Annotated in this window: 22 protein-coding genes and 1 tRNA gene; 14 read left to right on the forward strand and 9 right to left on the reverse strand. The window is 63.7% G+C overall.

The window, feature by feature from the left end:
- Positions 1 to 74: 74 nt before the first annotated feature.
- Entirely contained in the window at positions 75 to 1,067 is a 993-nt protein-coding gene (locus MF134_RS17520; RefSeq protein WP_255340777.1) for a BMP family protein, read from the reverse strand.
- A gap of 120 nt (positions 1,068 to 1,187) precedes the next feature.
- A complete protein-coding gene (locus MF134_RS17525) occupies positions 1,188 to 2,483 on the reverse strand; it encodes an amidohydrolase family protein (protein ID WP_255340778.1) in 1,296 nt (431 codons plus the stop codon).
- Between the two features lie 238 nt (positions 2,484 to 2,721).
- Between MF134_RS17525 and MF134_RS17530 the strand changes: the two genes are divergently transcribed.
- Positions 2,722 to 5,766, forward strand: coding sequence for a vWA domain-containing protein (locus MF134_RS17530; RefSeq protein WP_255340779.1), 3,045 nt, complete (start codon positions 2,722 to 2,724; stop codon positions 5,764 to 5,766).
- 105 nt (positions 5,767 to 5,871) lie between these two features.
- Here MF134_RS17530 and MF134_RS17535 read toward each other — a convergent pair whose 3' ends face one another.
- Entirely contained in the window at positions 5,872 to 7,854 is a 1,983-nt protein-coding gene (locus MF134_RS17535; protein WP_255340780.1) for a putative bifunctional diguanylate cyclase/phosphodiesterase, read from the reverse strand.
- A gap of 492 nt (positions 7,855 to 8,346) precedes the next feature.
- Between MF134_RS17535 and MF134_RS17540 the strand changes: the two genes are divergently transcribed.
- From MF134_RS17540 to MF134_RS17550, 3 genes are all read left to right on the forward strand, one after another.
- A complete protein-coding gene (locus tag MF134_RS17540; protein WP_255340781.1) occupies positions 8,347 to 8,559 on the forward strand; it encodes a hypothetical protein in 213 nt (70 codons plus the stop codon).
- Between the two features lie 246 nt (positions 8,560 to 8,805).
- Positions 8,806 to 9,369 carry a DUF992 domain-containing protein gene (locus tag MF134_RS17545; RefSeq protein WP_255340782.1) on the forward strand — a complete coding sequence of 188 codons (564 nt, stop codon included), beginning with the start codon at positions 8,806 to 8,808 and terminating at the stop codon, positions 9,367 to 9,369.
- A 142-nt stretch (positions 9,370 to 9,511) separates the two neighbouring features.
- Entirely contained in the window at positions 9,512 to 10,129 is a 618-nt protein-coding gene (locus tag MF134_RS17550) for a ribonuclease D (RefSeq protein WP_255340783.1), read from the forward strand.
- Positions 10,130 to 11,208: 1,079 nt separating this feature from the next.
- On the opposite strand, the gene MF134_RS17555 is transcribed toward MF134_RS17550, so the two are convergent.
- Entirely contained in the window at positions 11,209 to 12,036 is an 828-nt protein-coding gene (locus MF134_RS17555) for a metallophosphoesterase family protein (protein ID WP_255340784.1), read from the reverse strand.
- Entirely contained in the window at positions 12,033 to 12,827 is a 795-nt protein-coding gene (locus MF134_RS17560; RefSeq protein WP_255340785.1) for a 4'-phosphopantetheinyl transferase family protein, read from the reverse strand. The genes MF134_RS17555 and MF134_RS17560 overlap by 4 nt, the downstream gene beginning before the upstream one ends.
- A 78-nt stretch (positions 12,828 to 12,905) precedes the next feature.
- Between MF134_RS17560 and MF134_RS17565 the strand changes: the two genes are divergently transcribed.
- Positions 12,906 to 13,106 (forward strand): DUF2905 domain-containing protein, encoded by a 201-nt coding sequence (locus MF134_RS17565; protein ID WP_255340786.1) that lies wholly within the window; start codon positions 12,906 to 12,908, stop codon positions 13,104 to 13,106.
- Positions 13,107 to 13,126: 20 nt separating this feature from the next.
- Here MF134_RS17565 and MF134_RS17570 read toward each other — a convergent pair whose 3' ends face one another.
- The 3 genes from MF134_RS17570 to MF134_RS17580 all read right to left on the reverse strand — a co-directional run bounded on the left by MF134_RS17570 (position 13,127) and on the right by MF134_RS17580 (position 17,897).
- A complete protein-coding gene (locus tag MF134_RS17570) occupies positions 13,127 to 14,134 on the reverse strand; it encodes a zinc-dependent alcohol dehydrogenase family protein (RefSeq protein WP_255340787.1) in 1,008 nt (335 codons plus the stop codon).
- Positions 14,135 to 14,355: 221 nt separating this feature from the next.
- Positions 14,356 to 15,750 (reverse strand): ammonium transporter, encoded by a 1,395-nt coding sequence (locus MF134_RS17575; RefSeq protein WP_255340788.1) that lies wholly within the window; start codon positions 15,748 to 15,750, stop codon positions 14,356 to 14,358.
- Positions 15,751 to 15,986: 236 nt separating this feature from the next.
- Positions 15,987 to 17,897, reverse strand: coding sequence for a feruloyl-CoA synthase (locus MF134_RS17580; RefSeq protein ID WP_255340789.1), 1,911 nt, complete (start codon positions 17,895 to 17,897; stop codon positions 15,987 to 15,989).
- 167 nt (positions 17,898 to 18,064) lie between these two features.
- On the opposite strand from MF134_RS17580, the gene MF134_RS17585 reads away from it, so the two are divergent.
- The 5 genes from MF134_RS17585 (at position 18,065) to MF134_RS17605 (ending at position 20,970) form a co-directional block, all read left to right on the forward strand.
- Entirely contained in the window at positions 18,065 to 18,859 is a 795-nt protein-coding gene (locus MF134_RS17585; RefSeq protein ID WP_255340790.1) for a crotonase/enoyl-CoA hydratase family protein, read from the forward strand.
- 4 nt (positions 18,860 to 18,863) lie between these two features.
- A complete protein-coding gene (locus tag MF134_RS17590) occupies positions 18,864 to 19,391 on the forward strand; it encodes a MarR family winged helix-turn-helix transcriptional regulator (RefSeq protein WP_255340791.1) in 528 nt (175 codons plus the stop codon).
- A gap of 24 nt (positions 19,392 to 19,415) precedes the next feature.
- On the forward strand, positions 19,416 to 20,282 hold the full coding sequence (locus MF134_RS17595) for an amidohydrolase family protein (protein WP_255340792.1): 867 nt from the start codon (positions 19,416 to 19,418) through the stop codon (positions 20,280 to 20,282).
- 84 nt (positions 20,283 to 20,366) lie between these two features.
- Positions 20,367 to 20,657 (forward strand): ribbon-helix-helix domain-containing protein, encoded by a 291-nt coding sequence (locus MF134_RS17600; RefSeq protein ID WP_255340793.1) that lies wholly within the window; start codon positions 20,367 to 20,369, stop codon positions 20,655 to 20,657.
- Positions 20,644 to 20,970: a type II toxin-antitoxin system RelE/ParE family toxin gene (locus MF134_RS17605; RefSeq protein WP_255340794.1), complete on the forward strand. Its 327-nt coding sequence runs from the start codon at positions 20,644 to 20,646 to the stop codon at positions 20,968 to 20,970. The genes MF134_RS17600 and MF134_RS17605 overlap by 14 nt, the downstream gene beginning before the upstream one ends.
- Here MF134_RS17605 and MF134_RS17610 read toward each other — a convergent pair.
- Positions 20,900 to 21,070, reverse strand: coding sequence for a hypothetical protein (locus MF134_RS17610; protein WP_255340918.1), 171 nt, complete (start codon positions 21,068 to 21,070; stop codon positions 20,900 to 20,902). The genes MF134_RS17605 and MF134_RS17610 overlap by 71 nt on opposite strands.
- Between MF134_RS17610 and MF134_RS17615 the strand changes: the two genes are divergently transcribed.
- The 4 genes from MF134_RS17615 to MF134_RS17630 all read left to right on the forward strand — a co-directional run bounded on the left by MF134_RS17615 (position 21,069) and on the right by MF134_RS17630 (position 24,238).
- Positions 21,069 to 22,952 (forward strand): DNA polymerase III subunit gamma/tau, encoded by a 1,884-nt coding sequence (locus MF134_RS17615; protein WP_255340795.1) that lies wholly within the window; start codon positions 21,069 to 21,071, stop codon positions 22,950 to 22,952. The two genes, MF134_RS17610 and MF134_RS17615, sit on opposite strands and share 2 nt — an antisense overlap.
- Positions 22,953 to 23,047: 95 nt before the next feature.
- Positions 23,048 to 23,371: a YbaB/EbfC family nucleoid-associated protein gene (locus tag MF134_RS17620; RefSeq protein WP_255340796.1), complete on the forward strand. Its 324-nt coding sequence runs from the start codon at positions 23,048 to 23,050 to the stop codon at positions 23,369 to 23,371.
- 18 nt (positions 23,372 to 23,389) lie between these two features.
- Positions 23,390 to 23,995 (forward strand): recombination mediator RecR, encoded by a 606-nt coding sequence (gene recR / locus MF134_RS17625; RefSeq protein ID WP_255340797.1) that lies wholly within the window; start codon positions 23,390 to 23,392, stop codon positions 23,993 to 23,995.
- A gap of 167 nt (positions 23,996 to 24,162) precedes the next feature.
- A tRNA-Ala gene (locus MF134_RS17630) sits at positions 24,163 to 24,238 on the forward strand.
- Positions 24,239 to 24,572 lie beyond the last annotated feature (334 nt).

Consider the following 24,572-nt stretch of genomic DNA (forward strand, 5'->3'; position numbering starts at 1 on the left):
TGACTACGAGCGTTGCTCTGGCCAATGCGTTAGCGCCAGACTCATACAAGGTGAGAAAAGGCGCCCCTCCTCGATCACTTCGGCTCGTTAAAGTCGATCGGCACCTCGAATTCGCCGGCCTTGATCGCCGCGCGCTTCTCCTCCATCGCCTTCACGGCGTCGGCCGGCACCATGGATTCGGCGTAGACGATGTCGTTGCCGCCTTCCTTCATCAGGCTGTAGGGCGTGTAGTTCTTGCCGGTCGGGTTGCCAGCCCTGGTGTCGGCGACGGCAGCGTCGAGGATCGGGCGGAAGTACCACATGGCGTTGGCGAAGACCGTGTCCGGATAGCGCTCAGTATAGTCGATCAGCGAGCCGATCGCCTTGATGCCGCGTTCCTTGGCAGCGTCCGCCGTGCCGATGCGCTCGCCGAACAGGATGTCGGCGCCGGCGTCGATCTGGGCAAGCCCCGCCTCGCGGGCCTTGGGCGGATCGAAGAAGGTGCCGATGAAGCCGATCAGGTGCTTGGCATCGGGCCGCACCTCGTTGACGCCCATGCGGAAGCCGTTGATCAGCATGTTCACTTCGGGGATCGGAATCGCGCCGACCGCGCCGAAGGTGCCGCTTTCGCTCATCGGGCCGGCGAGCATGCCCGCGAGATAGGCCGCCTCGTGGTTCCAGGTGCCGAAGGTGCCGAAATTGTCGCCGGCCGGCTCGCCGGAGGAGCCCATGAGGAACATGGTCTCGGGATAGTCCGCCGCGACCTGGCGCGCCTCGCGCTCCACCGCATAAGCCTCACCGACGATCAGATCGGCGCCGCCCTCGGCATATTCACGCATCGCACGGGGATAGTCCGTGCCGCTCACGCCTTCGGAAAAGACGTATTCGATCGCGCCGTCGGCCGCCGCCTCCTGCATCGCCTTGTGAAGGCGCGAGTTCCAGGCGTTCTCGACCGGCGAAGCGTGGATGCCCGCCACCTTGAGCTTTGTGTCCTGGGCAAAGCCGGAGCGCATCGGCAGAGCCAGCGCGGCGCCGAGCCCGGCGCCCGCGACGAGAACCCGGCGCCGGTCGATCAGTGTCTTCTTCATGGTGTGGAACGCTCCCCAGCGATGTTGTCGATCGAACTCGTGATCACAGCGCAGTTTGGATATCTGCACAAAAGCTTGTCAACCGTAGCGATCGATTAGCAAGCGGTCATTCCCCGCCTTTCACCCTTCCCGGGGTGCGTAACTCGCGGGATCGATGATCGTCGCGTCCCGGTCTGGCAGGGTTAGGCGGCTCTGGCGCCGCTCACTCCGCGCAATCACGCGGCCGGCCTTCACCACGGCGAGGCGGTTCGCCTTCAACCGGATCGCTTCGATCGGGTCCCGAGCCTGGAGCACGACGAGATCGGCCGCCTTGCCGACTTCGAGCCCGTAATCGTCGAGGCCCATGGCCTTGGCGGAATTGACCGTCACGGCGTCGAAACAGCTTCGGATGGCATCGCGGGAGGTCATCTGCGCCACGTGAACCGCCATATGCGCCACCTCCAGCATGTCGCCGGAGCCGAGCGAATACCAGGGGTCCATCACGCAGTCATGGCCAAAGGCGACGTTGATTCCGGCCGCCATCAGCTCCGGCACGCGGGTCATGCCGCGGCGCTTCGGGTAGGTGTCGTGGCGGCCCTGTAGCGTGATGTTGATCAGCGGGTTCGGAATGACGTCAATTTCCGCCTCGGCGATCAGCGGGATCAGCTTCGAGACGTAGTAATTGTCCATGGAGTGCATGGAGGTGAGGTGCGAGCCCGCGACGCGGCCCTTGAGCCCATGGCGCACCGTCTCGGCGGCCAGCGTCTCCACATGGCGCGACATCGGATCGTCGGTCTCGTCGCAGTGCATGTCGACCCTGAGACCGCGCTCGGCGGCAATCCGGCACAAGGCCGCGACCGACTTCGCGCCATCTTCCATCGTGCGTTCGAAATGCGGGATGCCGCCGACGATGTCGACGCCCATGTCGAGCGCCCGTTCCAGCAACTCCGCCGCACCCGGCGACCGGAAATAACCGTCCTGGGGGAAGGCAACGAGCTGGAGGTCGATGTATCCGCGCACACGGTCGCGGACTTCGAGCAGCGCCTCGGCGGTGACGAGGCGCGGGTCGGAAACGTCCACATGGCTGCGGATGGCGAGCAGGCCCTGGCTTGCGGCGAGATCGCAATAACGAACCGCCCGCTCGACCAGGGCCTCGCGGGTGAGAAGCGGCTTCAGCTCACCCCAGAGCGCGATGCCTTCGAGAAGCGTGCCCGAGAGGTTCATGCGCGGCAGACCGAGCGAGAGCGTCGCGTCCATATGGAAATGCGGATCAATGAACGGTGGCGAAACGAACGAACCAGTGGCGTCGATCGTCTCGCCCGCTTCGGCCGAAATCCCCGTTTCGATCGCCGTGATGCGCCCACCCGAAAGGCCGATATCCATGTCGCGGCGCCCGTCGGGAAGATTGGCGTGTTTCACGACGAGATCGAAGCTCATGGGCCTGCCCTTTGAAAATTATCCGCTTGGCTCTCGCATGCCGAGAAGCCGCGGGGATTCTGCACGGAAGGCCGCCCTCCGCAATCGCCCCGCGCAACGACGGAACGCTTTGCATGTCGCGCAATATTCCGTTAGGTCACTTTGTTGTTGATTGACCTCAGAACGGGTCCGAACGGATTGAAAGGTCAGGAATCGCTCTCATGATGGCGCGGTCCTGACTGCAGAACGGGAGATGTCGATGCGGCCGCTTCTTTGGATCACCCTCATGATGATCGGGTTCCTGTCCGTTGGACAGGCTCGTGCAGCCGATGATGTGATGGTGGTGTTCGACGGCTCGAACTCCATGTGGGGACAGATTGAAGGCCGGCCCAAGATCGAGATCGCCCGCGAGGCCATCGCCAACCTTCTGGGCGACTGGACCGAAAGCACCCAGATCGGGCTCATGGCCTATGGCCACCGGCGCCAAGGCGACTGCAACGACATCGAGACCTTAGTCCCGCTTGGGAAGACCGATCGCGGTGCGTTTCTCGAGACGGCCCGCTCCATCGTCCCGCGCGGCAAGACCCCGCTGACCAGCGCCATCGAACAGGCAGCCAACGGTCTGTCCTATCGCGACCGCAATGCAACCGTGGTCGTGGTCACCGATGGCATCGAGAGTTGCAACCGCGACCCTTGCGCGCTTGCCGAAATGCTTGAGGAAACCGGCGTCGGCTTTACCGCCCATGTCATCGGCTTCGATGTCGGCGACGACGATCGGCGTTCGCTCGCCTGCATCGCCGAGAAGACTGGCGGGCAGTTCTTCGCGGCCGAGGATGCGGAACAGCTGAACGAGGCCCTGAGCTTCGTGAGCGAGACTGTCTCGGCCGAGACCGAGCCGGTGGAGGAAACGACGAGCGTCGAGTTCGCGGCCGAGGAAACGGCGGTTGCAGGCGAGGATATCGAGGTCACCTGGAGCCCCGTTCTCGACGAGCGCGACTATGTCACGCTCGTGCCGGCCGATGCGGAAGACGACACGATCGGCAATCACGTCCGGGCAGGATCGAGCCAGCCCGGCCGGATCACCGCGCCGAGCGAACCGGGCGCCTATCAGCTTCGCTATGTGCGCGACTCCGACCGGTCGGTTGTCTCGGCGAAACCGATCGAGGTCACCGGTCCGGCCATCACGCTCACCGTGCCCGAAAGCGCCACGGCGGGATCGAGCTTCAATGTCGCCTGGAGCGAACGCATCCAGCATCAGGACTACGTGGTCATCGTTCCCGCCGGCTCCGATCCCGGCACGTCGGGCAATTATCGGCGTGTACGCGACGACGAGTCCGGCGATCTCGTCGCCCCGGCCGATCCGGGTCTTTACGAAGTCCGCTACGTTCTGAACGAGGGCGGCAAGACCGTTGCTTCGGCGCCGATCGAGATCGTCGACGCCGCGATCACCCTTGCCGTGCCCGAAACGACCACGACCGGGTCGAGCTTCGACGTGAGATGGGGGCAGCGCATTCACCATCAGGACTATGTCGTCATCGTGCCGGCTGGCTCAGACCCCGGCACCTCGGGCAATTATCGCCGCGTGCGCGACGCCGAATCCGGTGATCTCATCGCGCCAGCCGATCCGGGCCTCTACGAAGTCCGCTATGTCCTGAACGAAGGCGGCAAGACCGTCGCCTCGGCGCCGATCGAAGTCACGAGCGCGGCGATCAGCCTCACCGTTCCGGAAACAGTGACGACCGGAGCACGGTTCGAGGTCGCCTGGAGCCAGAGCGTCCATTCGCAGGACTATGTCGTCATCGTGCCAGCTGGTTCGGACCCTGGTACATCGGGGAATTATCGCCGCGTGCGCGGCGCCCAGTCCGGCACTCTGGTCGCCCCTTCCGATCCGGGATTCTACGAGGTTCGCTATGTCCTGAACGAGGGCGGCAAGACCCTCGCATCCGAGCCGGTCGAGGTCACGAATGCAACCATCAGCCTCACCGTGCCGGAAGCCGTCACCACCGGAGCGCGGTTCGAGGTCGCCTGGAGCCAGGCAATCCACTCGCAGGACTATGTCGTCATCGTTCCGGCCGGTTCGAACCCCGGCACCTCCGGCAATTACCGGCGGGTCAAGGACGCACAGTCGGGCACTCTCGTCGCGCCCTCCGATCCCGGCCTTTACGAAGTTCGCTACATTCTCAACGAAGGTGACAAGACCCTCGCTTCCGCGCCGGTCGAGGTCACGGACGCAACCATCAGCCTGACCGTGCCGGAGACCGTCACCACCGGGCAGAGCTTCGAGGTCGCCTGGAGCCAGAGTGTCCACTCGCGGGACTATGTCGTCATCGTCCCGGCCGGCTCCGATCCGGGCACGTCCGGCAATTATCGCAGGGTCAAAGCCGCCGAGTCCGGCACTCTGATCGCCCCCTCCGATCCGGGTCTCTATGAAGTCCGCTATGTCCTCAACGAGGGCGGCAAGATCCTCGCGTCCGCTCCAGTCGAGGTAACGGGGGCGACCATCAGTCTGACCGTACCGGAAACAATCACCACCGGGCAGAGCTTCGAGGTCGCCTGGAACCAGACCATCCACTCACGGGACTATGTCATCATTGTTCCGGCCGGCTCCGATCCCGGCACCTCGGGCAATTATCGCAGGGTCAAGGCCGCTCAATCCGGCAATCTCGTCGCCCCCTCCGATCCGGGAATGTACGAGGTTCGCTATGTCCTGAACGAGGGCGGCAAGACTTTGGGATCCACGCCGGTCGAGGTCGTCAACGCGGCGATGGAGTTGACGGCGCCGGAGACGGTACGGGCGGGTGGCGAGATCGACGTCGCACTGAACGGTACGCCGCCACACCACCGGGATTATGTCGGGATCGCCCCTGCCGGCGCCGAAAAGCTCAGCGATTATCGCCGGGTCCGGGGTGCCGCAACCATCAGCTTCAAGGCGCCCGAGGAAAAGGGCCTGTACGAAATCCGCTACGTCCTGAACGAGGGCTCGAAGACCATCGCCACGACCATGATCGAGGTTGTGGACGAAAACGCTGCGATCGACACGGGCGGTTCGCTGGACGCCCCCGAAACCGCGGCGCCCGGTGCGTCCGTCACCGTCGACTGGACCAGTTCCTCCCAGAGCGAGCGCCAACGCATTTCGCTGGCCCGGCGCGACCAGGCAGACTTCACCTGGATCACGGCCCAGAAGCTCGGATCGGAAGCCTCCTTGAGCTTTGCCATGCCGCAGGAGCCGGGGTTTTACGAATTCCGACTTCTCGACCTTGCCGCAAGCAGCGTGCTCAGCCGCTCGATCATTGAGGTCAAGTGACACGCGGCGCTGAGGAGAGGCAGCCTGGCCCGCGTGGAGAGCGATCCTCGTGGCTCGCGCCCGGACGAAGGATGAAGTCGGGAAGGCGAAGCCGCCGGACCTTCGTCAGGCGACGTGGAAGAGCCGTTCGATGTCGTGTTCGTCGATGGGCTTCGGGCGACCAAGATGGAAGCCCTGCATCATGTCGACTTCCATGTCGCGCAGGAGCCTGGCCTGCTCCTCGGTCTCGACGCCTTCCACGAGCACGCGGAACCGGCGATTGCGCACGAGCGAGATGATGTCGCGCAGCATCGTATAGCCCTCGCGGGTCTCGCAATCATGGAGGAAGCTGCGGTCGATCTTGATCAGGTCGAACTGCCCCATCCGGAGAAGCTCCAGCCCTGAATAGCCGGTGCCGAAATCGTCGAGCCAGACCTGGATGCCGAGTTCGCGAATCCGCATCACATTGTTGAATGCCTGGGGCTCGCAGGAGAAGCGTACGCTTTCGGTGATCTCGAGGGCGAGATTTTGCGGCCGGATGCCGTGCCGGCCCAACGTTTCGGCGAGGCGCAAGGGAAATCCCGGTGCGCGCAACTGGACGGACGACACGTTCACAGAGACGATCGCGCCGAGTTTGCGCTCGGCCATGTCGGCGCACACCCGGTCGATCATCCACAGACCGAGCGGAATGATCGCCCCGGTTTTCTCGGCAAGCGGGATGAACACGGCGGGGCTGATCGCGCTGTGGTCGAGATCCTTGAGGCGCATGAGAGATTCGAAGCCGAGGCATTCATGGGACTCGGCATCGACCAGCGGCTGGTAAACGACCGAGACCAGGTTCTTTTCGATCGCCACGTCGAGGAGTTCCGAAAGGTTCTGTCTGGCCTGTTCCTCGATGATCGTCTCCGGGTCGAAGATCGTATAGGTCGCGCGGCCGGAAAATTTCGAAGCGTACAGCGCGCGGTCTGCCTCCTGGAGCAGGGTATTAAGGTCGGCCCCCATCGGCTGGCGCGTCATCGATGCGCCGACACTGATCGTGACCACACTCCCGCCATCGCTCCGGTCCGGATGATCGATGCCGAGCCCTTCGACGGCTTCACACAGCCGCTCCGCCAAGGCGCTGAGCTGTTCAGAATCCTCCACCCCGCACAGGACGACGAACTCCTCGCCGCCATAGCGTCCGGCGATGGAGCCATTGGCCTCTGCCGTCTCATGGATCGTGCGCGCGAGCTTGACGAGACAGTCGTCTCCAGCCTGGTGGCCGAGCCGGTCGTTGAAGCGCTTGAAATAGTCGACGTCGATCAGAAGCACCCCGATATTCGTCACGGATCGGTTGAGCCAGAGGCGGCGCATGAGATCGAATTCACGGGTGAAGGCCCGCCGGTTCTTCAGGCCGGTCAGCGGATCCGTATTGGCGATCTCGACGAGCTGACGGCCCTTCTCCTTGGCTTCGTTTTCCTGCATCTCCGCATGCAGACCATGCAGGAAGGTCTGATAGCGCTCGACGCCGAGACGCCAGGAAAGATAGAGCGACAGGGCGCACAGATTGATGAAATAGATCGACAGGATCGTGCGCGTCGTCAGGCCCACGTCGAGCCGGAAATAGACGATGCCGGCGTAGAAGCCGGTAATCAGCAACGACGAAATCGCCGAAAGCCAGAAGCGGAAATTGAAAAAGAGGTTGGAGCCGAGAATGAACACGGTTCCGAACACCACGAAGTCGGACAGCGCATTCTGGTGCTCGGTCTGGGTCGCAACGAGCAGCCAGCCCACGCCTCCCGCCACGAGGGCGGCGGCGGCAACCATTTGCAGGCGCGAAAGCGAACACTCAAAGCGGATGCAGCACTCGGTCAGCGTCAGAAAGAAGATGCCGAGTGCGAAACGCGTCGCGATGAGACTGCCGGCGACATCCGGAAACAGCCATGCGTCGAACAGTCCGTAAAGGAGATAGGTGAGGACAGCAGTCCAGAGGCCACCCCTGACCGCACGGCGGATCTGGGCTTCGTTCTTTTGTCGAAACGCGTCATGAAGGAGAGGATCGGCGATCTTCCATCTCGCCCGTCTCATCTCTTCGACGACGCGCGCCGCAAGATTGTCGCTCAGTTGCATCCGCCTGCATTCCCTTTTCCACCGCTGACGGGCGGGATGATCGGGACGAAGCACGAGCGCGATCCTCATGTCTCGCGCGGTACAAGCGATCCGTCACTATCGGTCCGAGAACACGGAAATGCGAGCGGGTCTCCCCCGACGCGCCATTTCCGACCTCCATGCGTTTGCCACCACGGCATATGATGCACGCACGACCACCGCATATGATAGGATCGAATTACTACTAAGCTTCCGTTAATAGACGGGCGAATGCGGTCAAGCGCATCGAATAAATTCACCTCGACAATTTCAGATTGCTATAGATGTATCCCGCAATCGTTAAGAAATACATTTGCCGTCAGCCAACTCGCCTGGCGCGATCGGATTTTTCATCAGGATATCAGTGATCTTGAAATGGGGAGGCGTTGTTTCCTCTCGGCCGCCGCCGCGGCCCGCATTTTTCACTCTGGGCTTTTCACTCACCGGGTATCGAACGAACCCGAGGAGAGCCCCATGATCCGCAACACCCTCATCGCTCTGGCCACCATCGTCGCCACCGCCTCCGTCTTCTCCGCCCCGGCCCAGGCCGGTGGCTGGCACAAGAAGCAGTACCACCACGTGAAGCACCACAAGGTCTGCCATATCAAGAAGAAGAAGGTCTTCGCCGGCTACGACGAGTGCGGCAACAAGCTCTGGGTCTGGAAGCGCATCCGCCACTGCCACTGAGCATTTCACCAGTCCCCCGCTGTCCGGCCCTCTCCCCCTCCCTCCCGAAGCCGGACAGTTTCCGAAGCCACCCCGTCCTCCCCGGGGTGGCTTCTTCGCGTCTCAGGATGCCCGTCTCAATCCATTGATATTTCGAAAGAACGTGGAATTTTTCTACGCCGACGCAAGGTCAATTTACGGAACCAGGCAGCGGCCTCGCAGTTTGGCACCTCGAAGCGGACAATCGCTCTCAAGAGGAATGATTCAATGAAAACCGCCAGAACAATCGCGGCCCTTGCCGCAGCATCCGCACTTGCTCTGCCACTCGCGACGACGCCCGCCTCGGCGGCCGTCAAGGTGGGCACGCTCGGCTGTCATAGCGACGGGGCAACCGGCTTCATCATCGGCTCGTCGGAAGATCTCGTCTGCGAATTCACGCCCGCCGGCGGCGGTGCGCGCGAAGTCTATGCCGGCACGCTCGACACGTTCGGACTCGATGTCGGCGTGACCGGACGCACGGTCATGACCTGGGCCGTGGTGATGCCGGACGGCAATGCCTATCGCGAGAGCGGGCTCGCCGGCACCTATGTCGGCGCCACCGCGGAAGCTTCGGCCCTCGTCGGCGGCGGGGCCAACGTGCTCGTCGGCGGTTCCAACGACAGCTACATGCTCCAGCCGATCAGCGTGCAGGCCCAGGAAGGGATCAACGCGGCTGTCGGCGTTTCGAAGTTCACCCTCGAGCCGGCGCAGGCTGTTCCGACCACCGAGCAGCCGGTCGCCGTTCCGGCCGAGCCGGTGACGCCCGACGGGTCTGTGGTTCGGCCCAAGTAAACCGGAACGACGCATGCGTTTCACTGATGGCGGTGCCCCAGGGTGCCGCCATTTTTTGTGAGCGCTCGACACTCCACCCCTTCCCGCGACTTCGACAAATCCGCTATCGGAAACGACGCATTTCGATTCGCAAAGGCAAACCATGACCATTCGCGTGCACAAGGGCGACATTCCCGATCTCTCCCGCTACACCGGCCCTGTCGCCATCGACACGGAAACCCTCGGCCTCAACACCCGGCGCGATCGTCTCTGCGTGGTCCAGCTTTCCCCCGGAGACGGAACGGCGGATGTGGTGCAGATCGCCAAGGGTCAGACCGAGGCGCCGAACATCGTGACGCTCCTCAAGGACCCTTCGAAAACGAAGATCTTCCACTATGCCCGGTTCGACGTGGCGGCGCTCTATCACGCCTTCGGCGCGATGACCGACGGCATCTTCTGCACCAAGATCGCCTCACGCCTGACGCGCACCTACACCGACCGGCATGGGCTGAAGGACCTCGCGCGCGAACTGATCGGCGTCGATCTCTCCAAGCAGCAGCAATCCTCCGACTGGGCGGCGGAAACCCTGTCACCGGCCCAGGTGGAGTATGCCGCCTCCGACGTTCTTTATCTGCACGACATCATGGGCGTGCTCTACAAGCGGCTCGATCGCGAAGACCGGATGGAACTCGCCAAGTCCTGCTTCGCCTTCCTGCCGACGCGCGTGAAGCTCGATCTCGCCGGCTGGGACGAGGAAGACATCTTCTCCCACTCGATCTGAGCGCAAGGATGCACTCTCGAACCGAGATGCCGCATCACAGCTTCGACGAACAGCGCTGGTGGGACACTTTTCCAGCGCGTTTCGGCAATCGGGGCGCAGAATAGCTCGGCGATCGCGTGTCTCGCGACAGGCCTGCGCGTCGAGACCGCTCTGCAAGCCGAGGCAAGAGGCAGCCTGCCTCTATCACGCCAGGTTCTCTCAGGGTCCATGCCCCCTCGAAGCGGGCCGAGGTCTCATCCCTGGTGCCAAGACGGAGCGCCAATGAGCCGGGGGGCGATATATTTACCTTTATTTAACGTTTCTTTCCCTGATCGCTCTCCTGTTCGCGGGGCGAGGCGCCGCCGGCCGCGCTACGCTCTACCGCGTTCCCGGCCCGTATTGCCAAGCCGAGCAGCGACGCAGGACGGATATCCCAAGCGTCGCAATCGGGACAAAGCGAGCCTCGAATGCGAGCCTTGCGTCGCGTTCAAGACCACCGATTTCTGCATAGATGTTATGCAAAATTGCCCCAGAAATGCACATCGCCGGTTCCCGGTCTCGGCAACGGTGCAATCCCTTGTTCGCGGGGTTCGCCGACGCTTCAAATACTCCGGATTTTCCGATTATTTTTCAGCTGTTTAATCGACAGAACGAGGAGGAGCATCGGGACACGCCAGCGAGGGATCGCTGCCCAATAAGCTTGCTCTGAGCTTACTGTTTTTTAGGCACGCTGACGAATGTTCGCGATCCGTCATTCCATGTCGCAAACAGACTGCCGAAGCAGGGCGAAAACCTCCAAATGCGGGTCACATGCAATCGCGGTTCAGAAAGGTCGCCGCCATGGTCCACAGCATCCTCCGCAACGAAGCCGTCCAGGCCGTCGCCGTCACCGCCCTCATCTCCGCCGCCCTGCTCCTGACGGTCGGTGTCCTCACTGTTGTGGCGTAAGACGAACGTCCTATCGGGCGCAGAAAATCCGGGCAATCTGCTCGTGAAACCAGACAAGACCGGAGACGAACAATGTATCGTCTCCGGTTTTCTTTTGGCCTGAACACATCTTTCAGCCGGCCGATTTGCCTCGGGCAATGGGTCGGGCGCAATCAGATCGTGATCCGGCGGAGGGCGGCATCGGGATGGCGCCGCCCTTTCCATTGTTTCGGATAGCCGAACGACACCTCCTCGAAGCGCACGCCGTCGATCACGTGGCTCGATGGCATATGGAGATGGCCCGAAACCACGGCCCTGGCGCGATAGCGCCGATGCCAGTCTCGCGTCGCCTGTGTCCCGCACCACAGGGAGAAGCGCGGAATGCGCGGCGGCTTCGCGAGTTCTTCGCGTAGCGGCCAGTGATTGACGAGAACGGTCGGCAGTCCATCGTCAACGCCGTCCAGCCGGGCCGCGGTCGTCTCGCAACGGATCCGGCACCAGTCCGCCCGACCCCCATGGGGATAGGGCGACAGGAACTGCTCGTCGGCGCAACGCACGCCGCCTTCCCGCGCCCAGGCCAGCGCATCGGCCTCCGCCACATGGTCCGGGCGGAAGCTGTAGTCGTAAAGCAGGAACATCGGCACCAACCGCGCACGGGTTCCTTCGATGTCGAGTACCGGATATTCGTCCTCGGGCGTCAGCACGCCGTAGCTGCGACAGAGTTCGACGAAGGCTTGGTAGCGCTCTTCGCCACGCAGCGCGGCCGTTCCCGGCTCCGCATCCTTGCCCGACACCGCCCAGAGTTCGTGATTGCCGGGCACCCAGACCAGACGGCGGAACTTGGGCAGAAGCGCGTCGAACGCCAGGCGCATATGGCGCTCGGTCTCGCCCACATCGCCGGCCAGGATCAACCAGTCGTCCTGCCGGGACGCGATATCGGCCAGAGCTTCGCGATTGGCGGCAAAGCCCAGATGCAAATCGGCGACTGCATAGAGTCTCACGAGACCGCCCGCCCCCGGGCGTCGAGCCTCGTCGAACCGATCTCCTCGATAGTCTCTTCCCTCATCGGGACCGCCTTCCTGAACCGAACGTCGACGAAGTCGGAAGCCGTTGAAACGGCGATCGCCAGCCGGTGCTCCGCGCCGACCTCGCGCCGCAGGAAACGCCAGCGCCCCGGATCGTCGGGACATGCATCGGTGAAGCCGATCGCGATCGGCTCGGCATCGATCGAATAGGAAAAGCCGTCGAGCGGCAGCGCCAGCCCCATTCCCCGCGCCTTGATATAGGCCTCCTTCAACGTCCAGAACGCAAAGAAGCGTTCCGTCAATTCGTCGTCGCTTCCGGCCGCTCGTGCATGAGCGGCCTCGTCCGGGGCGAAATAGCGGTCGGTCAGCCCGCGCAGGTCGCTGGAGCGCGCGATCCATTCGACATCGACGCCGAGATCGCAGTGGCGACCGACCGCGAGCGCCACGAGCCCCCGCGTGTGGGACAGGTTGAACACGAGGCCAGGCGCTGCGTCCGCCTGCTCCGGGGCCACCGCCGGCCGCCCATACCGGTTCGGCTGGAAGCGCCAGTCGCCGGGCGCGATATCGGCGTGGCGCGACAGCACCGTGCGCACAAGAGCGCGGCCGGCCAGATATTCGGTTCGCGCGCCCTCGACCTTGTAGCGGTCGTAGCGCTGCCGCTCCTCGGCATTCAGGATCGTGCGATAGGCGCTGAGTTCGGCCTCACCGATCGCCGGAAGCTCACTGAGCCATACGGTGATTTCGGCTGCCCCGTCCCGTTCGTTCAAGGGGTCCCTTTCATTGGCGGTCGAAAAGCTCTCAGGGGTTTCCCACATCCCGGGCAGCATGGAAACGAGGGAGCGCCGATGTCGAAGACACTGATCATCCTGGGCCTCGTCATCGTGGCGATCGGCCTCGCCTGGCCGTGGATCGGCCGCCTCGGCCTCGGGCAGTTGCCGGGCGACATCATCATCCGGCGCGGCGAGACCACCTTCTACCTGCCCATCGTCACCTGCCTGGTCCTCAGCATCGTCGCTTCGATCGTCCTCTGGCTGTTCGGCCGCTAAGATCGGGGACGCTGCGGTCCTCAGAATTCCAGGCAGATCTTGCCGAAATGGGCGCCGGATTCCTCATGGCGGAAGGCGTCGGCAATCTCGTCGAGCGCGAAGCTCCGGTCGATCTGCGGCTTGAGCCCCGTCGCTTCGAGGGCGCGGACGAAATCCATCTGGTGCTGCCGGCTGCCAACGATGAGGCCCTTGAGGCGCTGTTGCTTCGCCATCAGGGCGGCAGTGGGGATTTCGCCCGACCGCCCCGTCAGGACACCGATGAGAGCGATATGTCCCGCGATCCGGCAGGCCGTGATCGACTGTCCGAGCGTTGCCGGACCCCCCACCTCGACCACGTGATCGACGCCGCGACCGTTCGTCAATTCGAGGACGCGCTCGCCCCAGTTCTCGGTCGTCTTGTAATTGATCGTATGGGCTGCGCCGAGTGATTTCAGACGCTCGAGCTTTTCGTCCGAGGAGGAGGTGGAAATCACGGTCGCGCCCATAGCTCTGGCAAGTTCCATGGCAAAGATCGAGACGCCACCGGTGCCGAGGGTGAGAACGCTGTCGCCGGCCTTGAGCCCGCCATCGACCACGAGGGCGCGCCATGCGGTCAGCCCGGCCGTCGTCAACGTCGCCGCTTCGGCGTGGGTGTAGCCCTTGGGTGCGTGGGTGAACCAGCTTGCCGGTCGCACCACGAGTTCGCGCGCATAGCCGTCGACGCCGTCACCGGGTGTCGTCTTGAAGTCGGCGACGGCCGCTTCGCCGTTCTGCCATTTGGGAAAGAAGCACGAGACGACGTGATCGCCGGCCTTGAACTCCTCGACATCCGCGCCGACCGCTTCCACCACGCCGGCGCCATCCGACATCGGAATGCGCCCGTTCTCGCTCGGCATCCGCCCCGAGACCACGCCGTAGTCGTGGAAGTTGAGGGAACTTGCGTGGATGCGGACGCGGATTTCGCCGGAGCCCGGCTCACCCGGATCGCCGAGATCGACCAGCGAGAGCTTGTCGAGACCGCCCGGCTTGGCCAGCTTGATTGCCTTCATCGTCACACTCCGTCGCATCCCGCATTGCGTTCGCAAGCGGCTTTGGATTCAGATCGTTCGGGGTAACGAGCTAGGCGCAGCCAGGGTTCGGGCCAGGAAACGCTCCGTCCGAAGAGAGGAGACGGCAAGGCAAAGCCCCGGCCGATCAGGGAAATCGACCGAGGCTGTGCGAACAGGTCCAGCACCGAATGTTCGGATCGGCGCCAGGGATTGCGACAGGATCAGGAGTGGTAGGCCACCTCGCCGTGATAGGCGAGGTCGAGGCCCTCGCGCTCCTGTTCGGTCGTCGGACGCAGACCGACGATCAGGTCCACGATCTTGTAGATGATCGCCGAGAGGACACCGGACCAGACGATGGTGATCAGCACCGCAACGATCTGTGCCCAAGTCTGGCTCATCATGGTCACGCCCTCGCCATAGCCGACACCGCCGAGCGCCGAGGAGGTGAAGATGCCTGTGCCGACCGCGCCGATGATGCCGCCGATACCATGGACCCCGAACACGTCGAGGCTGTCATCGTATTTCAGGGCGTTCTTCACCACGGAGACGAAGAAGTAGCAGCCGGCGCTGGCGATCGCGCCGAGCACGATCGCGCCGACCGGGCCGATCGTGCCGCATGCAGGCGTGACGGCGACGAGGCCCGCGACGATGCCCGAGGCCCCGCCCAGCATTGAGGCCTTGCCGCGCATGGCCGCCTCGATCGCACACCAGGCGACGAGCGCGCCGGCCGTGGCGGTGAAGGTGTTGATCATCGCGAGCACGGCGGCGGCGGTCGATTCCAGATTCGAGCCGGCATTGAATCCGAACCAGCCGACCCACAGGATCGAGGCGCCCACCATGGTGAGCGTCATCGAGTGGGGCGCCATCATGTCCCGGCCGAGACCGGCGCGCTTGCCGACCATCACGCTGCCGACCAGGGCGGCGATGCCCGCATTGATGTGGACGACCGTGCCACCGGCGAAGTCGAGTGCTGCGACGCCGCCCGAGAGGACGCCGTTGAAGATCAGGCCCGCGCCGTCCCACACCATGTGGGCGACCGGGAAATAGACGAAGGTCGACCAGAGGATCGTGAACAGGACGACCGCCGAGAAACGGATTCGCTCGGCAAAGGCGCCGACGATCAGCGCCGGCGTGATCACCGCGAAGGTCATCTGGAAGGCGATGAAGAGATATTCGGGAATGACGACGCCGTCGGAGAAGGTGGCCGAGGTCGAGTCCACCGTGACGCCGGCAAGGAACAGCTTGCCGAGACCGCCCCAGAAATAGGAGGTACCGCCGCCGAAGGCGAAGGAATAGCCCCACAGCACCCAGACAATCATCATCACGCCGGCGATGATCGTGCACTGCATGAGGACGGACAGCATGTTCTTGGCCCGCACGAGCCCGCCGTAGAACAGGGCGAGGCCTGGCATGGTCATGAACAGGACGAGCAGCGTCGACGTCATCATCCAGGCGACGTCGCCCTTGTCGACGGTGGGCGCCACGGCCGTGGCGGCTTCACTCGCGGTGGCCTGGGCTTCCTGGGCGAGCGCGGCGGCCTGCGACAGGAGTAGCAGCGTGCAGGAGCCGAGGCCCGCGGCGAGACGATGCCGGGAGGGGAAGCGGGATTTCATCATGCAACGGAACTTTCGATCGCGAAACGACCCTGGAGGGATGGCGCCTGAAACAGCGGCCCGATCCCTCGCTATCAAGTGCCGTGCCAAGTCCCGACCGAACTCACGAAGCTTTGAGAGTCAGGCGGTTGCGGGGGAAGCCGACGAGCCGGATAGCTTAAAACTTGCGCGTTTGACCAATAAGTGGGCTTTCCCTGATCACATGGCAGGCAGACCGGTCCTGAGGCACGGCGATGCGATTATGCGAGGATCAGCCGCGGATCGTCATCCCGATAGAGAGCCGCCGCTAGATCGGGGCGGTTTGCGAGCACGGCCCTCTGGTTGAGCGAGCCTTTGTCTGTGACCTCGCCAGCATCGATCGAGGGCGGCGTCTCCATGAGTATCAAGCGACATACCCGATTGGCCGAGCCGGTCGCCTGAGCCGCGAATTCGGTCAGCCTCTCCTGCAAGATCTGCCGCAAATCAGGATGCGAGAGAACGCCGGCATCGTCCAACACCTCCGCCTTACGGCCGACCAGCCGGCGACATTCGGCGATGTCCGGCAGGCCGAGCGCCCCGATCTCGTCCTGCCCTTCCCCCACGATGACGGCATCACGGATCGCCGCGCCGAAATGGTCGACCAGCGCCGCCCGCAGCGGCCCCACGGCCACCCAGGTGCCGGTGTCCAGCTTGAAGTTCTCGGCCACACGGCCGTCGAAGAGAAAACCCTTCGAGGCATCACCCGGCACGGCGAAACGCAAGGCGTCGCCCAGCCGATAAAAACCCTCCTCGTCGAAGGCGGCTTCGCTCTGTTCGGGCCGGCGCCAATAGCCGGGCGTGATGTTCGGACCCTTGAGCCGGGCTTCGAGACGACCGGACGTCGGTACGAGCTTCAGGGTGCATTCGCGCGCCGGGATCCCGATATTGCCGGATTCGGGCTGCGGGTCGGTGCCGGCGATGGCGAAGGGGCCGGTCTCGGTCGACCCTAGCCCGCTGACCAGCCGCACACGCTGGCCGAGGGTCTCCAGCGCGAAGCGCTCCAGTTCGTCCCAGGTATGCTGAGCCATGCCGGCCCCGGCATACATCATCATCTTGAGGTCCTTGAAGAAGGCCCGGCGCAAGTCGTCGTCGTGGCGAAAGCGGCGGGTCAGCTCTTCGTAGCCCTTCGGCACGTTGAAGTACCAGGTGGGCGAAACCTCCTTCAGATTACGGCAGGTCTCGTCCATGCCCTGCGGGCTCGGTTTGCCCTCGTCGATATAGTAGCTGCCTCCGTTCCAGAAGGTCAGGTTGAACACCTTGTTGCCGGCCGCCGTGTGGTTCCAGGGCGCCCAGTCGACCAGAACCGGCGGCTCCTCGGTGAGGAAGCGGTAGCAATCCGCCACCATTGCCTGATTGGCGGCCAGCATCCCGTTCGACTGGATCACGCCCTTGGGCGAACCGGTCGAACCAGAAGTGAAGAGGAACTTGGCGATGGTGCCAGGGCCGATGCGATCGAACGCCGCCTCCACCGCTCTAGTGGGCTCGGTGTTCAGAAGATCGTCGAAGGCAAGACATTCACGGCCGGCAATTTCGCCTTTGCCGAGGACGACAGGCACGTTCTCGGGCAGTACCGCCGTTATCGCCTTAGCAAACGCATCGCCGTCCGCGGCGAAGACGAGTCCGGGCGTCAGGTCACGGACAATGTCCTTGAGCTTGCCGAAATCCTTCGAGACCAGCGAGTAGGCCGGAGAGATCGGCGCATAGGGAATACCGACATGCATCGCGGCGAGCGCCAGCGTCGCGTGTTCGAGGTCGTTGCCGGAGAGGATCATCACCGGCCGCTCGACCGAAGCCGGCCCGTCGAGGAGAGCCTGACCCAACGCACGGACCCGGGCGACCATCTCGCGATAGCTGATCCGGCGCCATCCTGGCGCGCCCAGGGCCCACCGCTGGGCAAACACCGTTCGGTCGGGAGCCCTTTCCGCCCATGTCAGCAAAGGCTCGGTAATCCGCTTCGGATAAGGGGGCAGTTTGCCTGTCTGGTAGATGACGATGCTACCGTCGGGGTGCTCTTCGGTCACCAATTCGGGCGACCACACTCGCGACGGACGCAGCGGCATCGTCTGCGAAACCAGCGCCTCGCCAACTCCGGTCGGCGTGCGTTCCCGCGCCGCCTCCTGTCGTTCGCTCACTGCAACCTCCCTGTCGCGGGCTTGCGACCTCCACCTCCCGCGAACCAAGCCATGGTGGCGAAGCGCGCCATTCTTGTCCACATGAAAACAATCCACACGGAAACAAAATTGACTCGCCCGGCCGATGCGTGCTCAATCCTGAGAGTGACGACGCAACAGGGCCAGCGATGAGCGACGCGGAGATTTCGAAGTTTCTGACCATCGAAGAGGATGGCCCCATCGCCCTGGTCGGCCTCAACCGCCCGGACAAGCGCAATGCCATCTCAGACCGTTTCGTCGAGGCGATCGGAGAGGCCGTCGCCCGAGTGGAACAGACGTCCAAAGCGGCTGTCCTTCATGGCCATGGGCCGCATTTCTGCGCGGGGCTGGATCTCGCCGAACATTCGGAAAAGTCCCCGATCGAAGGCATCCACGGTTCGCGCCGCTGGCATCGCATCTTCGCGACGATCGAGCGCGGCCAGATTCCCTGGGTCTCGGCACTGCATGGCGCAGTGGTTGGCGGCGGGCTGGAGCTCGCGGCCTCGACCCATATCCGGGTGGCGGACAAGTCCGCCTTCTTCGCGCTCCCCGAGGGCCAGCGGGGAATCTTCGTCGGCGGTGGCGGCTCGGTGCGGATCGCGCGGCTGATGGGGGCGGCCCGGATGGCCGATCTCATGCTGTCCGGCCGAGTGATCGACGCCGCCCTCGCGGAACAGTGGAACGTCGTTCAATATGTCGTCGACGAGGGCACGGCGCTCGACAGGGCCAAAGCCATCGCCAAGTCTGCCGCCGGCAACGCGCCCCTGTCGAACTACGCGGTGATCCAGGCACTGCCGCGCATCCAGGACATGAGCTCCGAGGACGGGCTGTTCGTGGAGAGCCTGATGGCCTCCTTCACCCAGACGAGCCCGGAGGCCAAGGAGCGTCTTCGCGCCTTTCTAGAGAAGCGCGCCGGCAAGGTCGCACTCGACAGGAAGGGCTGAGGCGGTGGACGGGTTCGACGACGCGGAAACGAAAGAGAGCGACGTCCTCACCCGGCCTGATCCCTCGCTCGGAACAGTAGGGGCCGACCAAGCCATCCGCCTTGGTCCGCTGGAGCGCAGTCTGGGTTTCCATCTGCGGCTGTCGCAAATGCGCGCCTTCACCGATTTCTTCGAAACCTTCGCTGGGGATGGTCTTCAGCCCGGCAGCCTCTCCGTCCTGATCCTGATCGGCGAAAACCCGGGCATCCGCCAAGGTGTGCTCGCCCAGACGCTGATGATCAAGCGCTCGCACATGGCCAAGATCGTGCAAGGCTTTGGCGAGAAAGGGCTGGTCGCGCGGCGCGTCCCGGCGGACGATCGGCGCTCGGTCGAATTGCGCCTGACGGACAAGGGCGAGAGCCTCGTGGCGAGCACCATGCCGAAGTTCCTTGCCCATGAGGCGGCGAGCGCCGACAGCCTGACCGCCGAGGAACGCCAAACACTTCTTGCGCTCTTGACCAAGTTTCATGGCGCCAAGGGCCCCGCGCGTTGAGAGCCAAGAGGAGAACCCGTCCCCATGAATGTCGACGAGTTGATCGCGATCGACGTCCACACCCATGCGGAAGAGCCCTGCGGCTGCCACCCGGACGACGGCTATGACGACTTCCAGGCCGCGATGGCGACCTATTTCAAGGCGCCCTACAAGCATCCGCCGACCATGCGGGAGACGACAGAATATTACCGCGAGAAGAAGATCGGCTGCGTCATCTTCCCGGTGGATGCCGAGCGCGAGACCGGCTTTCGCCGCTATGCGAACGAGGAAGTCGCCGAGATCGCGGCGGAAAATTCCGACATCATGACTCCTTTCGCCTCGATCGACCCCGCAAAAGGCAAAGCGGGTGCACGTGAGGCCCGTCGCCTGATCGAGGAATTCGGCATCAAGGGCTTCAAGTTCCACCCGACGATGCAGGGCTTCTATCCCAACGACCGCTCGGCCTATGTGCTTTACGAGGCGATCGCCGAAGCCGGCTGCATCGCCCTCTTCCACACCGGCCAGACCGGTGTCGGCTCGGGCATGCCCGGCGGCATGGGCATGCGGCTCAAATATTCGAACCCGATCCATCTCGACGACGTCGCCGTGGATTTTCCCGGCATGCCGATCATCATGGCGCACCCCTCCTTCCCCTGGCAGGAGGAAGCGCTCGCCGTCGCCCAGCACAAGCCGAACGTCTATATCGACATGTCCGGCTGGTCGCCGAAATACTTCCCGCCGATCCTGGTCAAATACGCCAACTCGATCCTCAAGCACAAAATGCTGTTCGGCTCCGACTGGCCGGTGATCAAGCCCGACCGCTGGCTCGCCGATTTCGAGAAGCTGGAGATGAAGGACGAGGTGCGCCCGCTGATTCTGAAGGAGAATGCGCGGCGGCTGCTGAAGATCTGAGGTCTCGGCGCACCATCAGGCCGCGGGTGCAAAAGGGGGGCGCCTCGATTATCTTCGTTGCGTGAGACCGAAAAGGAGCAGGCCATGGCAGTTGCAGAGAAGGTCAGTATCGAGTTGCCTTCGGACATGCTGCGCACCATCCGCCAGAGCGTCGAAGCGGGGGAGTTCGGCTCCGAAAGCGAAGCGCTACAGGACGCAGTGCGGGCCTGGCAGCGGGAGCGTCATGCCGAAGCGGAGCAATTGGAGGCGATCAGAGCAAAAATCGATCGCTCCATCAACGATCCACGGCCGAGCCTGACCTCGGAGGAGGCTCGTGCCGCCATCACGCGTTTCATCCGTGAGGAAGAAGAAGCCGCGCTCGATGAGACGCGTTGAGGTAACTTACCGACCAGAAGCAATCAGTGACATTCGGCAAATCTACCGGGCCGTCTTAGCAAAAAGTCGAAGCCGAAGAGTGGCGGCTCGCTACGCCCAACGAATTTATCAAAGATGCGAAAAGATCGGCGATGTACCACTCGGCGGACGTCCGCGCGATGATCTGAGACCCGGCCTGAGGTCCGTACCCTTCGAAAAGTCCGCCTTGATACTCTATCAGGTCGACGAGTCTGTATTGATCATCAACGTTTTCCCTCGGGGCCAGGATTACGAATCGCTTTTTCAAGATCGAACCGTTCCCTCATCGAAGTAGCCCAGTAGCCATACGAAAGCCCCTCGCCCTTGCGCCCGTCCGGCGATGCCGTCAGAACGAATGCGAAGCGAGCGAGCAGGATCGGCTGAAGCGGCACCATGAGCGAAACCGAGGGCACCGAGACGAGCGCCATGGCGGCGGGTAGCGGAAAGGCAGAGCCCTATCGCGTGCTCGCGCGCAAATACCGCCCCCTGTCGTTTGAGGATCTCATCGGCCAGGAACCGATGGTCCGAACGCTCACCAATGCCTTCGAGACCGGCCGCATTGCACAGGCCTGGATGCTGACCGGCGTGCGCGGGGTCGGCAAGACGACGACGGCGCGCATCCTCGCCCGCGCGCTGAACTACGAAACCGACACGATCCACGAACCGACGATCCATATGCAGGGCCATGGCATCCATTGCCAGGCGATCATGGAGGGCCGGCATGTGGACGTGGTCGAGATGGACGCGGCGTCCCATACCGGCATCGACGATGTGCGCGAGATCATCGCGCAGGTGCGCTATCGCCCGGTTTCGGCCAGGTACAAGGTCTACATCATCGATGAAGTGCACATGCTCTCGAACCAGGCTTTCAACGGCCTCTTGAAGACGCTCGAAGAGCCGCCGGAGCATGTGAAGTTCGTCTTCGCGACGACCGAGATCCGCAAGGTGCCGATCACGGTGCTGTCGCGCTGCCAGCGCTTCGATCTGCGCCGCGTCGAATCGGCAACGCTGATCGCGCATCTCAAGGGCATCGCCGAGAAGGAAGGCGTTTCGATCGAGGACGACGCCCTGCGGCTGATCGCCCGGGCGGCGGAAGGGTCGGTGCGCGATGCCCTCTCGCTGATGGATCAGGCGATCGCCCATGGCGCGGGCACCGTTCCGGCAACGGCGGTGCGCGACATGCTGGGCCTCGCCGATCGCGTCCGGATCATCGACCTGTTCGAGAAGCTGATGGCGGGGGACGCGTCAGGCGCGCTTGCCGAACTTCGCGATCAATATGCCTCCGGGGCCGACCCGGCGATCGTCATCGCCGAGCTCGCCGACTTCACCCATCTCGTCTCCACGCTGCGCTACGTGCCGGAAGCGGTGGAGGATGCCTCGCTATCGCCGGTGGAGGCCGAGCGCGGCCTCGAAATGTCGAAGACCCTGTCAATCCGCACGCTCGGCCAGGTCTGGCAGCTGCTGCTGAAAGCCAGCGAAGATCTGCGCGTGACGGCCACGCCGCGACAGGCGGCGGAGATGGCGCTGATTCGCATCGCCCATGCGGCCGATCTCCCTTCCCCCGACGATCTCCTGCGCATGCTGCGCGAGGGCGGGACAGAGGATTTACCCGTGCCCTCCGGCTCGCAGGGAGAAGCCGCTACGCCTGGCCGCAGAAGCGGACCCGGCCCGGGTTCTCACGGGACAGCAGCCACGCAGCCATCGGCCGAACCGCCGCGAATGGTCACTTCGCCCGACGCCGGCCGCCCGCGACTGATGGCGCAGCAGGGCGGCAGTGCGCCACGCGCGGAACAGCGCCCTCAGCCGCAGACCGCCGACGAGCCCATGATCGCCAGCATGGCCGATCTGGCGAAGCTTGCCGATGCCAGGCGCGATTCGCTGATGCGTGTGTCGGTGCGGCGCTATCTGCGCCCGGTAAAATTCCAGCCAGGCCGCATCGAGGTGGCGCTGGCGCCGGAAGCGCCCAAGACGCTGATCGGCGATCTCACCAAGCGCCTGCACGACTGGACCGGCCGGCGCTGGGTCGTTTCAGTCGCGTCGTCGGGCGGCGGCGAGACCCTGGACGAGATCGATGCCTCGAAACGCGCGGCCCTTCTCGACGACGCGGCGAGCGACCCCGAGGTTGCTGCGGTCCTCGCCGCCTTTCCGGGCGCCAAGATCACCAATGTGACGGTTCGCGGCGAAGCCGAGGATGCGGCCGAGACCGCGCCGGATACCGAACTCATCCCGGACGACGAGTTCGTCGCCGATCCGGACGAGGCCGACGACGAGGACTGAGGCTTTCGGCCATTTTCGCTCCATCGGTCGCAACCAGGGTGACCCCACCCCTATATTGCGAACACGACCCACGCCTTCTGACCAGGAGAATCGCGATGAAAGACCTGATGAACATGATGAAGCAGGCCAAGGCCATGCAGGAGAAGATGGGCGAGCTTCAGGAGGAGGTGAAGTCCGTCGAGGCGGCCGGCCAGTCCGGCGGCGGACTGGTGACCGTCACTCTCAAGGGCACGGGCGAAATGGCCAGCCTCGTCATCGATCTGTCGCTGATGAAGGAAGAGGAAAAGGACATCCTCGAAGACCTCGTCGTCGCGGCCCATGCCGATGCCCACACCAAGCTGCAGCTCGCCATCCAGGAAAAGACCCAGGAACTCACCGCCGGGCTCAACCTGCCGACCGGCATGAAGTTTCCCTTCTAAGACCGACACAAGCATCCCATGGCAAAGACCGTCGCCGGCCCGGAGATCGAGCGGCTGATCCAGCTTCTCGCCAAGCTTCCGGGCCTTGGACCCCGCTCGGCCCGCCGCGCGGCGCTGCATCTCGTCAAGCGCCGGGAACAGCTCCTGGCGCCGCTGGCCGCCGCCATGGCCGAGGCGCGCGACGGCATCGGCGTGTGTTCGACCTGCGGCAATATCGACACGCGCGACCCCTGCACGATCTGCGTCGACCCGACCCGCGACCATCGCACCGTTATCGTCGTGGAGGATGTCTCCGATCTCTGGGCGCTGGAGCGGGCCAAGGCGCTGAACGCGGCCTATCACGTACTGGGCGGCGTCTTGTCGCCGCTTGAGGGAATCGGGCCTGAGGATCTGACGATCCGCCAGTTGATCGACCGCGTCGAAAAGGGAGACGTCTCCGAGCTCGTCATTGCCGTCAACGCCACCGTCGAAGGGCAGACCACGGCCCATTACATCATGGACCGACTGGAGGGCTTCGAGATCAGAATCACCCGGCTTGCCCATGGCGTGCCTGTCGGCGGCGAACTCGACTATCTGGACGAGGGCACCCTTGCAGCGGCCATGCGCTCCCGCACGGCGCTTTGAGCCGGTTTTACGGGGTTCGGGCGAGGAATTGCGGCTTGGCAGGCTCGATTTGGCGGGCATGAAAATCGCCATGCGAAAATCGCTTGATCTTCAATGCGCTCTTTTATAAGAACCCGCCCACACGAGACGGACGCCCCAGCGTTCGTCCAGCCGCCAGCCGGCAGCGTGGGGCCATAGCTCAGCTGGGAGAGCGCTACAATGGCATTGTAGAGGTCAGCGGTTCGATCCCGCTTGGCTCCACCAACAAGTTTCCGAGGGCTTGGCGAGATATCGCTGGGCCCTTTTTCACGAGCCATACAGTTTCGGGTGGATAAGCATCGCTCCCGGGATTTCCCCCGAACCGCTCACGGCGTTCGGAAGAGCGCTTTCCGGATACCGCGACTGCGAGCGCGCCGGGCGCATGAGGCGCTCCTCGTAAGAAGCAGCGCTCTTCTGGCGCGAGAAACCTCAACCAAGGTGAAAACCTGTAGAGGATCCGAGGGGAGAAGGTTGCCCTCCGCAGCGTCCACTTGCTGGAAAACGTTCTCGAAGAACCCGCAAAAGAAAGAGAGCCGCCGCGGCCTGGAGGGGGATACAC

This window comes from Jiella marina (assembly GCF_024359545.1).
Taxonomy (GTDB): Bacteria; Pseudomonadota; Alphaproteobacteria; order Rhizobiales; family Rhizobiaceae; genus Jiella.

Coding starts and splice junctions, on each gene's coding strand:
- MF134_RS17520 (WP_255340777.1), bottom strand. CDS start 1,067: ATGAAGAAGACACTGATCGACCGGCGCCGGGTTCTCGTCGCGGGCGCC.
- MF134_RS17525 (WP_255340778.1), bottom strand. CDS start 2,483: ATGAGCTTCGATCTCGTCGTGAAACACGCCAATCTTCCCGACGGGCGC.
- MF134_RS17530 (WP_255340779.1), top strand. CDS start 2,722: ATGCGGCCGCTTCTTTGGATCACCCTCATGATGATCGGGTTCCTGTCC.
- MF134_RS17535 (WP_255340780.1), bottom strand. CDS start 7,854: ATGCAACTGAGCGACAATCTTGCGGCGCGCGTCGTCGAAGAGATGAGA.
- MF134_RS17540 (WP_255340781.1), top strand. CDS start 8,347: ATGATCCGCAACACCCTCATCGCTCTGGCCACCATCGTCGCCACCGCC.
- MF134_RS17545 (WP_255340782.1), top strand. CDS start 8,806: ATGAAAACCGCCAGAACAATCGCGGCCCTTGCCGCAGCATCCGCACTT.
- MF134_RS17550 (WP_255340783.1), top strand. CDS start 9,512: ATGACCATTCGCGTGCACAAGGGCGACATTCCCGATCTCTCCCGCTAC.
- MF134_RS17565 (WP_255340786.1), top strand. CDS start 12,906: ATGTCGAAGACACTGATCATCCTGGGCCTCGTCATCGTGGCGATCGGC.
- MF134_RS17570 (WP_255340787.1), bottom strand. CDS start 14,134: ATGAAGGCAATCAAGCTGGCCAAGCCGGGCGGTCTCGACAAGCTCTCG.
- MF134_RS17575 (WP_255340788.1), bottom strand. CDS start 15,750: ATGATGAAATCCCGCTTCCCCTCCCGGCATCGTCTCGCCGCGGGCCTC.
- MF134_RS17585 (WP_255340790.1), top strand. CDS start 18,065: ATGAGCGACGCGGAGATTTCGAAGTTTCTGACCATCGAAGAGGATGGC.
- MF134_RS17595 (WP_255340792.1), top strand. CDS start 19,416: ATGAATGTCGACGAGTTGATCGCGATCGACGTCCACACCCATGCGGAA.
- MF134_RS17600 (WP_255340793.1), top strand. CDS start 20,367: ATGGCAGTTGCAGAGAAGGTCAGTATCGAGTTGCCTTCGGACATGCTG.
- MF134_RS17605 (WP_255340794.1), top strand. CDS start 20,644: ATGAGACGCGTTGAGGTAACTTACCGACCAGAAGCAATCAGTGACATT.
- MF134_RS17615 (WP_255340795.1), top strand. CDS start 21,069: ATGAGCGAAACCGAGGGCACCGAGACGAGCGCCATGGCGGCGGGTAGC.
- MF134_RS17610 (WP_255340918.1), bottom strand. CDS start 21,070: ATGGTGCCGCTTCAGCCGATCCTGCTCGCTCGCTTCGCATTCGTTCTG.
- MF134_RS17620 (WP_255340796.1), top strand. CDS start 23,048: ATGAAAGACCTGATGAACATGATGAAGCAGGCCAAGGCCATGCAGGAG.
- recR (WP_255340797.1), top strand. CDS start 23,390: ATGGCAAAGACCGTCGCCGGCCCGGAGATCGAGCGGCTGATCCAGCTT.